General features: G+C 46.2%; 14 protein-coding genes. 13 read left to right on the forward strand and 1 reads right to left on the reverse strand.

The window, feature by feature from the left end:
- Positions 1-9 precede the first annotated feature (9 nt).
- The 8 genes from KNO70_RS10255 to hfq all read left to right on the forward strand — a co-directional run bounded on the left by KNO70_RS10255 (position 10) and on the right by hfq (position 7,426).
- Positions 10-930: an ABC transporter ATP-binding protein gene (locus tag KNO70_RS10255; protein WP_078146812.1), complete on the forward strand. Its 921-nt coding sequence runs from the start codon at positions 10-12 to the stop codon at positions 928-930.
- Entirely contained in the window at positions 923-1,921 is a 999-nt protein-coding gene (locus tag KNO70_RS10260) for an ABC transporter permease (protein ID WP_078146813.1), read from the forward strand. Before KNO70_RS10255 ends, KNO70_RS10260 begins: the two co-directional genes overlap by 8 nt.
- Positions 1,922-2,096: 175 nt before the next feature.
- A complete protein-coding gene (locus KNO70_RS10265; protein WP_214684387.1) occupies positions 2,097-3,626 on the forward strand; it encodes a M4 family metallopeptidase in 1,530 nt (509 codons plus the stop codon).
- A gap of 95 nt (positions 3,627-3,721) precedes the next feature.
- On the forward strand, positions 3,722-4,582 hold the full coding sequence (locus tag KNO70_RS10270; RefSeq protein WP_078146815.1) for a PPK2 family polyphosphate kinase: 861 nt from the start codon (positions 3,722-3,724) through the stop codon (positions 4,580-4,582).
- 104 nt (positions 4,583-4,686) lie between these two features.
- Positions 4,687-5,286, forward strand: coding sequence for an AmiS/UreI family transporter (locus KNO70_RS10275; RefSeq protein ID WP_240499815.1), 600 nt, complete (start codon positions 4,687-4,689; stop codon positions 5,284-5,286).
- Positions 5,287-5,444: 158 nt separating this feature from the next.
- Entirely contained in the window at positions 5,445-5,924 is a 480-nt protein-coding gene (locus KNO70_RS10280; RefSeq protein WP_168169843.1) for an SMI1/KNR4 family protein, read from the forward strand.
- Positions 5,925-6,214: 290 nt separating this feature from the next.
- Positions 6,215-7,150 carry a tRNA (adenosine(37)-N6)-dimethylallyltransferase MiaA gene (miaA, locus tag KNO70_RS10285; protein ID WP_078146817.1) on the forward strand — a complete coding sequence of 312 codons (936 nt, stop codon included), beginning with the start codon at positions 6,215-6,217 and terminating at the stop codon, positions 7,148-7,150.
- A gap of 27 nt (positions 7,151-7,177) precedes the next feature.
- Positions 7,178-7,426, forward strand: coding sequence for an RNA chaperone Hfq (gene hfq, locus KNO70_RS10290; RefSeq protein ID WP_012726185.1), 249 nt, complete (start codon positions 7,178-7,180; stop codon positions 7,424-7,426).
- A gap of 38 nt (positions 7,427-7,464) precedes the next feature.
- On the opposite strand, the gene KNO70_RS10295 is transcribed toward hfq, so the two are convergent.
- A complete protein-coding gene (locus KNO70_RS10295) occupies positions 7,465-7,977 on the reverse strand; it encodes a hypothetical protein (RefSeq protein ID WP_012726186.1) in 513 nt (170 codons plus the stop codon).
- A gap of 155 nt (positions 7,978-8,132) precedes the next feature.
- Between KNO70_RS10295 and KNO70_RS10300 the strand changes: the two genes are divergently transcribed.
- The 5 genes from KNO70_RS10300 (at position 8,133) to fumC (ending at position 12,917) form a co-directional block, all read left to right on the forward strand.
- Positions 8,133-9,311, forward strand: a complete 1,179-nt coding sequence (locus KNO70_RS10300; RefSeq protein ID WP_078146818.1) for an HD domain-containing protein — start codon at positions 8,133-8,135, stop codon at positions 9,309-9,311.
- 15 nt (positions 9,312-9,326) lie between these two features.
- Positions 9,327-10,277, forward strand: a complete 951-nt coding sequence (locus KNO70_RS10305) for a CobW family GTP-binding protein (protein ID WP_214684384.1) — start codon at positions 9,327-9,329, stop codon at positions 10,275-10,277.
- Complete coding sequence (locus tag KNO70_RS10310; protein WP_214731372.1) at positions 10,258-11,040, forward strand: 5'-3' exonuclease; 783 nt, start codon at positions 10,258-10,260, stop codon at positions 11,038-11,040. Before KNO70_RS10305 ends, KNO70_RS10310 begins: the two co-directional genes overlap by 20 nt.
- The gene (locus tag KNO70_RS10315; RefSeq protein ID WP_074037105.1) at positions 11,021-11,413 is read left to right on the forward strand and encodes a reverse transcriptase-like protein; all 393 of its coding nucleotides are present in this window, start codon (positions 11,021-11,023) and stop codon (positions 11,411-11,413) included. Before KNO70_RS10310 ends, KNO70_RS10315 begins: the two co-directional genes overlap by 20 nt.
- Positions 11,414-11,516: 103 nt before the next feature.
- Complete coding sequence (fumC, locus tag KNO70_RS10320) at positions 11,517-12,917, forward strand: class II fumarate hydratase (RefSeq protein ID WP_214684382.1); 1,401 nt, start codon at positions 11,517-11,519, stop codon at positions 12,915-12,917.
- The last annotated feature ends 120 nt before the right edge of the window (positions 12,918-13,037 follow it).

Raw genomic sequence — 13,037 nt, forward strand, 5'->3', positions numbered from 1 at the left:
GGTGAGACAATGGAACCGACGTTAAAGCTACATCAACTTACAAAAGTGATTGGAAAAAAGACGATTATCGATAACATTTCGTTAGACGTCTACCCGGGTGAGGTCTTCGGATTTTTAGGACCGAACGGCGCCGGGAAGACGACGACGATTCGAATGATTGTTGGCTTGATCAAACCGACGAAAGGAAATGTATCGATTTGTGGGTATCGTGTCGACAAACAATTTGTCCAAGCGATGAGTCAAATCGGCGCAATCGTCGAGAATCCAGAGCTGTATAAGTTTTTATCCGGACGTGAGAACTTAGAAGCGTTCGCACGCATGTTACCTGGAGTCGATGATAAGCGAATCCAAGAAGTCATTGACCTCGTCGATTTGACCGCTCGAATCGATGATAAAGTGAAGACGTACTCTCTCGGGATGCGACAGCGACTCGGGATTGCCCAGGCGCTATTAAACAATCCACGGGTGCTCATCTTGGATGAGCCGACGAACGGGCTCGATCCGATGGGGATTCGAGATTTACGACTTTTCATTCGTCGACTCGTTGAAGAAACGGGACTGAGTGTTCTCGTATCGAGTCATATCCTGGCCGAGATTGAACTACTAGCGGACCGAGTCGCCATCATGTCGCGAGGAAAGATTGTCAAGGTGGGGACGGTCCATGCTTTGATTGAAGAACTCGCGTCAACGGTCGACTTACATGTAACGAATAGCTTCGAAGTATTACCGATCGTTCAAGGGTACGAAGGAATCGACCAAGCGGACGTGGTGGACGAGCGAACGATTCGTATTTCCATGAACGTGGAAGAGACGGCGAAGTTGAATCGATATTTGATGGAAAGAGATGTCGAGGTGTTCGGACTCGAGCGCCGAGTCCAAACGTTAGAGGACCTCTTTATCACGTTGACAGGCGGTGATCACATTGCCTAATCCATCGATGCTCGGTCTCATTCGTAATGAAGTGCTCAAGATTCATCGGAAACGCAGATTGATGGTCGTCTCCATCATCCTGATCGTGCTTGTTTCGATGTTCACGTATGCGAACTATCGTCAAATCGAGAAACAACGCGAAGAACAAGGAACGACTGATTGGCGTGTCGATCTCCAGCAAGAGATCATCGATACACAAAACCGACTCGCCTCCGCGAACGTCCAAGACGAGTTTCGGCAGATTCTTGAGTTCCAAGTCCAACAGAATCAGTATTATCTTGATAATGATATCAATCCGAATTATCCGGGAGCTCCGACGTTTATGCGTGTCTTCTTCTCCCAAGGGACTACGCTTGTCCTACCGCTGTTCATTATTGTATTGATGGCAGATATCGTGAGCGGAGAACATAACGATGGAACGATTAAGACGTTGTTATCGCGACCGGTCCGGCGATATAAGATCTTACTCGCCAAATGGCTGACGACGCTCCTTTATACATCGATCTTAATATTTGTGACCGCCGTCGTCAGTTACGCCATATCCGGCATCGTTCTCGGCTGGGACGGATGGAATGCTCCGATTTTGACCGGTTTCCAAGCTTCGCCGACCGGAACCTTCTCGACCGACTTTGTGCATACGTTGCCGATGTGGGAGTACTTGCTTATGTCGATGGGGCTTTCATGGCTCGTGGTGGCTGCGGTCGGGACAATCTCTCTCATGATTTCTGTTTTGGTGAAAAATACGGCGACTGGAATCGGAATCATGATGGCTGTCCTCATCTCAGGGCCACTCTTGACATCGCTTGGCTCAAACTGGGATAGCTCGAAATACCTGGTGAACGTCAACTTCGGTCTTCATACCTATTTGGAAGGACAGGCTCCCCCAATCGATGGGATGACGTTACCGTTTTCGCTCCTCGTCATTCTCATTTGGTCGATGGCCGCCTTGGCGTATGCGTTTTACCACTTTACCCAAAAAGATGTGTATTAATGATTCGTGCTCCTTTCCTAAGGAGCACGAATTTTTTTTGGATAAAATTAGGTCGTAAATAGAATGAATGGTTCTAAATACTCAATATTATGAATTATCAAAATAATTAAAAAGATGGATACAGCCTTTGTGGGAAAGTGTGTAAAGTAAGAATCATCACAAAGGAGGTAAACACATGAAAAAAGTTGTTTCTACATCATTAATCGCAGGCGTATTGCTCGTACCACAATTGGTCGGTGCGGCAGAATTGAAGTCAGGCACTCTGACGAAACCATCAGAAAGTGCACCGACAACGATTGTAAAAGAGTACGTCAAATCAAAAGGTGAGTTCAAGACGATCGAGTCGAAATCAGACAAAGTCGGGAAAGTGGTTAAGCTCCAACAGACAGTTGATGGCGTGCCAGTATTCGGTGGTGTGGTAGTCGGTGTCGTAGATGAAGCGGGTCAATTGAAGACAGTCGTGGATGATGCGAAATCGGTCAAGAACCTACATAAGTCGATCAAGTTAACTGAAAAGAAAGCCATCGCGAGTTACAAAAAGCTTGTCGGACATAAAGGGGCCTACGAGCTCGAACCGGAAGCGGAATTGATTGTTTATCCAAAAGGTGAGAAGTCGGTTTATGCATATCAAGTGACCGGAACAATCCTTGAAGCGGAAGAGCCGTCACGTTGGACATACTTCATCGATGCTGGAACGGGTGAGGTACTTAATAAATTTGACCAGTTAGCTCATGCAAGACCGACGAAAGGTGTGACAGGTACGACATATACGGGAACGGGAATCGATGTTCTCGGCTACAGCCAAACGTTCAAGACAACGAAGAGCGGATCTTACTATTATCTCCAAGATTCAACGCGTGGAAAGGGAATCTATACGTACGATGCGAAAAACCGTACGACACTCCCAGGTTCGCTATGGGCTGACGTGGATAACGTCTTGAACACGACTTATGACCGTGCCGCTGTCTCTGCACACGTCAACGCGACAAAGACATATGATTTCTACAAAAACACTTACGGACGGAACAGCTATGACAACGCCGGAGCTGCATTGAACTCAACGGTTCACTACAGCCGTAGCTACAACAATGCGTTCTGGGACGGAAGTAAGATGGTATACGGAGACGGAGACGGTCAAACGTTCACGTATCTTTCAGGTGCACTTGACGTAGTCGCTCACGAATTGACTCACGCGGTCACGGAATACACGGCAGGACTGATCTATCAAAACGAGTCTGGGGCGATCAATGAAGCAGTATCGGATATCCTAGGTACAGTGGCGGAATATAGCGTCGGCACTAACTTCGACTGGTTGGTAGGAGAAGACATCTACACACCAGGTGTAGCAGGCGACGGACTTCGTTCGATGGCGAACCCGGCTGCATACGGTGACCCAGATCACTACTCAAAACGTTACACAGGCACACAAGATAATGGTGGGGTTCACATCAACTCAGGTATCGTCAACAAAGCGGCATACCTCTTAGGTAACGGTGGATCGCACTACGGCGTATCGGTACAAGGTGTGGGAGTCATGGCGATGGGGGATATCTACTACCGTGCCCTCAATGTTTACTTGACACCAACGTCTAACTTCTCAAGCCTTCGTCAAGCGGTCGTACAATCTGCGAAAGACCTTTACGGTGCGACAAGTCCGCAAGCGGTATCAGCTGCGAAATCATTTGACGCTGTCGGAATCTACTAAGTTCTCAACATCTCTTCCGAAATTTTCGGAAGGGATTTTCTTATGCAGTTTTTGGGTAAATCAAGGTTGAACGTCGAGCGAAAAGGAGAACGAGTATGAACACGAAGGAATTTATTGTGTCACCGAACAGCAAGATTCAATTAGATGATATTCCAACGACTGTTTCAGACAAACCGGAGGATGACACCTTGACGACTGAACTCATTCCGAACAGTGTCGAGCGATTGAAAGAACTACATTGGCGATTATATGCCGAGAGTAAGAAAGGGATTATCGTCGTCTTGCAGGCGCTTGATGCGGGTGGAAAAGATGAGGCGATCAGCTATATCTTTTCAAATTTGAACGCCCAAGGACTGAAGACGAATGCGTTTCAAAAACCTTCCGATACGGAGAAAAAGCACGACTATCTGTGGCGAATGCATGATTTGTTACCAGAAAGAGGACAGGTCGGAATTTTAAACCGATCCCATTACGAAGAGGTCATTGCGCCTCGTGTCCATGATTTGTTGGGGGACGAAGTACTTCCGGAGGAAATGGACCAGGAAGAGGTCTGGCAGATGCGATATCGTCAAATCAACGATTATGAACGCTATTTACAGGAAAACGGATTCGAAGTCATCAAGTTCTTTTTCAATGTATCTAAAGATAAACAACGAGACCGTTTGCTTGAACGATTAAAGGATCCGAAAAAGAATTGGGAATTCTCCTTCAGTGACATCGAGGAGCGGCAGCATTGGGAAGAATATCAAGGAATCTTTGCCGAGATGTTGTCGCACACATCAACGGAAGTCTCACCCTGGTATGTGTTGCCGGCAGATGATGAGTGGTATAGTCGTTTAATTATTTCGTCAGTCATGATTGAAGTTCTTGAACGGATTGATCCACAGTATCCGACTTTCACGGATGAGGAACAAGAGCGAATTGACGAGGCCATCCAAACCCTTGAGAACGAGTAAGGCGTGGCGTTCTCGTGAACACTTAAAAATCCCCTTGCACTGAAAGCGAATTCAAGCTAAAGTGATACAGTAGATTAAAGGTCAGACATCTGTACAAAGGGGTAATGAGTGTGGGTAATGTAAGTTTACTATTCGGTGGCGTCGCACTGTTTTTAAATAGTCTCGTTCTTCTCGGGAAAGTGGATAGCAAGAGCGCAGGATTTTTTAGTTTGTTTACGGGACTCTTACAAACGTTTATCGCCACATGGTTATTGATTGGGGCGAGTCCAGAAGAGCAATTCGGTCTTGCGAGTATCTATCTATTTGCGTTCACTTATTTATATGTAGGGGTGACGTTTATTTTGAATTTAGACGGACGTGGCGTTGGCTGGTTCTCATTATTCGTTTCGATTGCAGCTGCTTTTTATGGCGCAATGGCGATTGCAGAAAGTGATCCGATGGGGGCATTGACGTGGTTCTTCTGGTCATTCCTTTGGGCGTTGTTCTTCTTTGGAATGGGACTCGGGAAACCGAACGAGACCATCACAGCACGTGTCGCCCTCGTATTATCATGGTTGACGCTGATTGTCCCGGCGATGGTTGGGATGGCTGGACTGATGAACGGATGGTATGACATGGTTTGGTGGGCGGCGAGCGGTACGGCAATCCTGTACTTCATCGTTTCTGTCAAACGTACGAAACAGACGATTGAAATTGCTTCATGATGAATTGAAAATGATTCGAGGTCATCGAGCGCGATCAAGTCGTGCCTGACGACCTTTTTTTATTGAACGATGAAAGATCGATATATACTATACTTAGAAAAATGAAAATGAAAGATACGGTACGAATGTCGTTAATTTCAAAAAGTGGGGTTGAGTTGATGATTGCACTTGAAACGTTGAAAAGTAGACTCGTCAATAATCAGATTGAAATACAAAATGAAGAGGGATATGTAGACACGTTACACTTTCTATTCAGTGAGCCTGCGATGGAAGTTGAAATTAAGCGATTGAAGCAAATAATCCCAATCGACATTATTCACTTCTTGAAGACCCATAACGGCGCTGACCTGTTTGTTCACCCGACATACGGTGGAGGAATCCGACTTTTTAGTGTAGATGAAATGATCGAGTATCGGGAAATATGGGAGTGTCCTGAACAATTCATTCCCGTCGGAGCCGGGAGAGATGGGGAATGGATTGTTTGCGAGGTCGTCAATGAACATGAAAACTACATTTGGGTTGGAGAATTTTTGACTTACACAGATGACACCGAAAAACTTCCGATGGATTATACACGCTGGTTCGACTATTTGATTGTCGCCCAAGGCGCTCATTTTTGGGATTGGTTCAGAGGTTAATAGATGACGATTGAATATTTGTTTTGAATGATGATGATGATGATGATGATGGAATGCGCACTTTTTGTTGAGTGTGCTTTTTTACAGTTGCTTTTGTGTCTAAAATGTGAAAAGTGGGAATGAGGAAGCTAAAGGAGGCGAAAGCAGATGAGTGATGGTCTCGTGTTATTACTCGGATTACTTTTATGTGGTTGGATGCTGTTTGCCGTCGTATTTGATGATAGAATAAAAAGAAGAATTTGATGGCCCGTCTCGCGAGGAGACGGGTTTTTAATTGAGGAGTGAGAAGTATGAAAAAAACACCTGTCGTCGTCATCGTCGGTCCGACCGCTGTTGGCAAAACGAAGACGGGCATCGAACTCGCAAAAGCGTTCGACGGCGAGATTGTCTCGGGTGACTCGGTTCAAGTATACCGGGGCATGGACATCGGTTCAGCAAAAGTGACGAAAGAAGAGGCCGAAGGGATCCCGCATCATTTGATCGATATTTGTGACCCGGATGATGCCATGAGTGTCGCAGCTTTTCAACAGTTGGCTCGTGCCGCCATCGATGATATTTATGCCCGTGGCAAATTACCGATTATTGTCGGAGGAACAGGATTATACATTCGCTCGATTTTATATGACTATGAATTCGTGGAGCGACCTGTGGATGAGGCGTTGCGGGCTGATCTCGAACGGTTGGCAGAAGTCGAAGGACGTGAGGCGTTACATCAAAGATTAGTTCAACTTGACCCAGAGCGTGCGGCTACGATTCACCCGAATAATGTCCGTCGCGTCGTGCGGGCGCTCGAGGTAGCGATGCAAGGGGATACACAGACGACGGACAGTGCGCCATCCGAACATTATGATTATCGATTGTTCGTCCTCCACGCAGATCGTGAGATATTATACGACCGAATCAATCAACGCGTCGATGCGATGATGGAAGCAGGACTGGTCGAGGAAGTCGAACGACTTTTGGCACAAGGATATCGTGAGACGCAGGCGATGCGAGCCATCGGGTATAAAGAAGTGATTCCATTCATCGATGGAAACATCTCGAAAGAGAAAGCGACAGATTTGCTTAAGCAGCACACAAGACAGTTCGCAAAACGGCAATTAACTTGGTTCCGTCATCAATTTGATGGAATTTGGGTGGATATGGGTCGAAAATCATTTGAACTATCATATAAAAATATTTATGATGATGTAGAGGGGTTTTTTCGAAAATTCCGATTATTTTAAAGAGATAAAGACTAGGGGGAATCCAGCATGAAAGCGAGCTACAACATCCAAGACCATTTTTTGAATCAACTTCGAAAAGAAATGGTACCAACGACCGTATTTTTAGTGAGCGGGTTTCAAATTCGAGGTGTCATCAAGTCATTTGATAACTTTACCGTCATCGTCGAGTCAGAAGGTCGTCAACAATTGATCTATAAACATGCGATTTCGACATTCTCTCCGGCACGTAACGTGACGTTATATGAGCCGGATGCAGTTGAAGTAACAGAAGGATGAGCATAAGAAAAGGAGCGGCCCGGGGACCGCTCCTTTTCTTATGCTGTTTTTGTCGTTCCCGGTTGTTTAATTGCCTCAAGAACGCGTTGGATAGCGCATCCACCGAGGAGTGAATCCATTTGACCACAAATCTGAGTCGGCGTCGAACGGTGTAACAATGTGTATGTCCGCTTCCAAGCGCGCTCTGCCGATTGAATTCGAACGAGAAGATCGGCGTGGCTCAGTTCTTTTAGCTTATCAATATTGAGTCGGTTCGTTCGAGCGAACGCAGACAAGATGACTGCTTTCGCTAGCGGTGTCTGAAGTGGGTAACCAGAAAGCTCAAGCGCCGCCATGGCCCCTTTCATCTCATGTTCGACAATTTTGTCGAGTGATGCATCTTTAGCATAAGGATTACCGGACAGATGCGTGAGTGACTGTTCTAAGTCCTGCATGCCCACCGGACAAGTTGACGCTTGTAGAATATGTTCAATGGATTGTTGTTCTTGTGCATAACGTGTCGCTTCCCCCGAGGCGATGAAACGCTCATACGTATCGATTAATGAAATCATTCTCGTTTCCCCCTTTATCGAACTACTTTTATCGTATCAATAATCGTAAGCGCTTTCAATATAATGATGGCAAAATCGAGACCCTATTAGAAAGTATGTTCGCCTAATGAGCGGAAACACGATACAATGTCAGAAGATGCGAGGAGGGAATGATTATGAACTATTATCAACAAATTGATCCAGTCATCGGTTCATCAATGAACCGTGATCGATTTCAAATACCGCAAATAGAAAAATCAAAGGACCGTTTAGACCAGTTAGCCGATGGGACCCCTGTCCAAACAAAAGCGCTCGTCAGTACAGTCGAGGTTAGAGAAGGAAAGAATAGTGCGAAATGGCTTCAACTAAGTATCACGACGGCGAACGGGATGATGCGTGCCAAACATTGGCTACGTGGAAATGAGAGTGAACTACTTCCAATCTATGAATCGGGTGTCATCGAATTGTCCGGGAAAATCGATGTCTATCCAAAACCGGATGGCGCCAAATCGATTACGATTGACCGCGTCCATCCTATCTCAAAAGATGAGGTAATCTCGTTATTACCAGGCTTGCCAGGGGATGAGACGATGGAGCAGTTTGCGGATGAATTGTTCAGTTTGATTGATACGTTGTCACCGACCTATCAACAGATCGCCTACGGCCTCCTTGATTTCGTTTGGGATGATTTCGTACTATCGCCAGCGGCACTCTACCACCATCATAACTATGCGGGAGGTCTATTGAAGCATACCGTGTGTATGCTTCGTCTCGGCTATCGGATTCAAGAGCAAGATGACTATTTGGCGATGGTGTTTCGTGTTATCAAAGAAGCGGAGCAGTTGCACAAAGTCGACCTTTGGAATACGATGAACGGTGTTAAAATCGAACAGGCATATAAAGGAGCGTTTGAATCGTTGTATGCCGCCTGTGAAGCGATGGCCGAGCGGAAAGAACCGTTGAATTGGGATGAACTCGCACTTGGAATCCTTTTCCACGACATCGGAAAAATATATGAATACAGCCATCTGTTATCTAGTCCGAATCGTTTTGAAAAGTTATCTTCTGTTGAGGGCACAAGTGAAACGACCGGCATCTCCATCAACCCGATGGGCACACTAATCGGGCATATGCCATACGGTGGGCTATTGTTTGAAGAAACGTTACGCCAGACGTCGACGCGACTGCCATTGGATGTCCACCATCGAATCTGGCACATGATTTTATCACATCATGGGAAACGTGAGTGGGGATCGAGTGTCCTCCCGATGACGACGGAGGCTTGGATGCTTCACTTGATTGATTTATTGGATGCGCGTTATGAGAAATGGGCTCGCGCGCACGAAGATTTGTAAGAAAAGGGTGGTATCATGATTCCCGTACAATTAGTGACCGGGTTTTTAGGAGCAGGCAAGACAACGTATATGAACCGCTTACTCGCGGCGACGGATGAAAAGATTTGTCTGATCGTCAACGAGCTCGGCGCGATAAATATCGATGAACAATTGATCGTCAAGATGGACCAAGAGCAAATCGAACTCTCAAACGGATGTATTTGCTGTTCCATCCAAAATGATTTGAGTAAGACGTTCTATCAACTCGCGGCAAAGCAAGAAACATTCAACCGAGTCATCATCGAGACGACCGGTGTCGCCGATCCCGCACCAATCATTCAGACGATTTATTATGACGAGTACTTACGTCAACACTTTAAAATGAACGCCATCTTGACGGTTGTGGATGCCAGTCAAATGGACCGTGAACTGTTCAAAGAAGGGATTCATCAAATCGCTTATGCCGATCTCATTTTGTTAAATAAAACCGATTTAGTGTCGTCGGATGAACTCGATCAAGCACGCCGCCGAATCGAACAACTCAATCCGACGGTTAGGATTGTAGAGACGATTCAAACAGAAGGCGATTACGAATTACTTGAGAATACGTTCCAACTGTCACGTGTCGATGAACAGAAGTTGAGTCAACTGACAGAGACGAGTGAATCGGTCTCCTCCCTTCGTGCGATCACGTTGAGTGCCGAGCGTCCGTTGTCTCGGGAGCGCGTGACCCGTTACGTTCGTGAAGTCTTGATGCACTACGAAGATGCGATGTATCGGATGAAGGCGATTGTCCGCTTACAGGATGAGGAGTGCAAGTTTGTCATTCAAGCGACGAATCAGTTGATGGGCGCGACATTTGCAAATGAGATGCATGAAGGGGACCGTTCCGTATTTGTTTGGATTGGGAAGGAACTAGACCAAGATGCACTAGCACGGGGATTAAAAGCATGTGAGGTGGAGCAAGATGAAGCTTATTCTAGTTGACGGCTTTAATTTGTTGTCCCGTTATTATTTTGCGACGGAGCGAAGACGAGCACAAGATCCGGAAGTGACTGTGAAAGGATTACTTCGAAAGGTGGATTCCTGGACGACAGACTTTTCCCATATCGCTTTCTTTTGGGACGGGACACGAGAGTCTACCCACCGCTATGCGATGTATCCTGAATATAAAGCAACGCGTAATGGACTCCCGGAACCACTTTTCGAAGACTATTTGAAATTGAGAGCCGCTTTGGATGAACGAGGCATCTTACAATCCGAGTTGACTGGATATGAAGCGGATGATTTGATGGGCGCCGTCGCGACAGTGTTCCCGGGTGAATCATATCTCTATTCCTCGGACCGCGATTTACTTCAGTTGTTGTCTCCGAACGTGTTTCAAATCATGCCGAAAAAAGGTGAGGAGCAGCTCGTCAATGAAGCTTCTTTTGAATTGATGTATGGCGTGAAACCATATCAGTTTGTCGACGTGAAGGCATTGCAGGGAGACTCTTCGGATAACATCCCAGGTGTACGTGGCATCGGTCCGAAGACGGCGACGATTTTAATTCAGCATTACGATACGATTGAGACGCTTTATATGCATGTTCAAAATGAAACACTCGAAGCGCCCCATCAAAAATATGCAAAAAAACTAGACGGTCATGAAGAAATCGCGCTCTTGTCGAAACGACTGTCACAGATTGATATCCATGCTCCTGTCAATACAGATTGGGAGGCGTACCGGTTTGGTTCACATCTATTTTGACGCGGCCACCAATCAGACGACTGGAGATAATGGAATCGGTGTGTGGATCAAGTCTTCCGACGGTACCGTATCGACGTTTAAACGTCGCATGCAAGGATTGACAAGCGTTCATGCGGAATTGGCTGCATGTGCTTATGCACTGGAACAAGCGCATGCATTAAAAGGTGAAACCTCATTCATGCTGTATTCCGACGCCGAAGTGATTGTTCGCGCACTAGAGCAACGTTTCATGAAAGATGCTTCGGCGAAGCCTCTGTTTCTGAAAGCACTGATTGCCTACGATGAATTGCCGACCGTGTTCTTAAAATGGGTCCCACGAGCGGAGAATCGAGCGGACGTGATTGCACGCGACGCATTGAATGGAATGAATTAAGCGACCGAGATCATTCTTGGTCGCTTTTTTGACGGAGTCATTTCTTTTTAGATGGTTTTTCGCTAAAATGAAAGCGTAGTCAACTATAGAGGGGGAATTATACATGGATTATCGGATCGAACGGGACACAATGGGGGAAATTAAAGTTCCAGCTACGGCGAAATGGGGAGCACAAACGCAACGTAGTCTTGAAAACTTTAAAATTGGTGCGGAGAAGATGCCGCTTGAAATCGTATACGCATTTGCCATTTTGAAAAAAGGTGCAGCTTTAGCAAACGCTGAACTCGGTGTACTCGAGGAAGAGAAAGCAGCAATCATCGCAGAGGTGGCAGATGAGATTTTAGCAGGGCAGCATGACGCGGAATTCCCGCTTGTCGTCTGGCAGACAGGATCGGGCACGCAGTCAAACATGAACGTCAACGAGGTCATTGCGTATCTTGCGAACGAAAAGTTACAGGCTCGTGGAGCATCTATCACGATTCATCCGAATGATGATGTCAACAAATCGCAAAGCTCGAATGATACGTATCCGACCGCGATGCACATCGCCGCCATCCTTTCCGTACAAGATGATGTCCTTCCAGCAATCGACTCGCTTTATCAAACCCTTTCACAAAAAGCGGAGGCGTTTAAGGATATCGTCAAAATTGGTCGGACGCACCTTCAAGACGCGACGCCGGTCACACTCGGTCAAGAAATTAGTGGGTGGGTCCGGATGCTTGAATTGTCAAAACAGATGATCGAGCGCACGATTGAACCACTTACGGAGCTTGCACTTGGAGGAACGGCTGTCGGAACAGGGATCAACGCACACCCTGAGTTCGGTGAAGTTGTAGCGAAGAAAATCTCAGATGAGACGGGCAAACCGTTTGTAACAGCCGTCAACAAGTTCCACGCCCTTACAAGTCACGATCAACTCGTCTTCACGCATGGTGCATTAAAAGCCTTAGCGATGGACGCGATGAAGATTGCGAACGATGTGCGATGGTTGGCTTCTGGACCACGTGCAGGAATCGGAGAAATCACCATTCCGGAGAACGAACCAGGAAGTTCAATCATGCCGGGGAAAGTTAACCCGACTCAAAGTGAGGCGCTCACAATGGTTGCCGCACAAGTACTCGGAAATGATGCGACAATCGGTTTCGGGGCGAGTCAAGGGAACTTTGAATTGAACGTCTTCAAACCAGTCATCATGTATAATTTCCTACAGACTTGTCGTCTATTGACGGACAGCTTACATTCGTTCAATGATCATTGCGCTGTCGGAATCGAACCAAATCATGAAGTGATCTCACGTAATGTGGAACAGTCACTCATGCTCGTTACAGCACTTAACCCGCATATTGGCTACGAAAATGCGGCAAAAATTGCGAAATTGGCACATAAAAACGGTACTTCTTTGAAAGAAGCAGCCTTAGAAACTGGTTTATTAACGGAAGAGCAATTTGATCAATGGATTCGTCCGGAGGAAATGACGTCACCAAACTTAAAAGTGAAAAAATAACACAAAGCGGTCGCAAGACCGCTTTTAGTATGTCTTTTTTAGGGCGTAGGTCCTAGTTATATGTAAAACAACAGAAAATAAATAAGGAAATAGTTGTATTTTATCCTGAGAAGTCGCATA

The organism is Exiguobacterium sp. s181 (genome assembly GCF_018617125.1).
Taxonomy (GTDB): Bacteria; Bacillota; Bacilli; order Exiguobacteriales; family Exiguobacteriaceae; genus Exiguobacterium; species Exiguobacterium profundum.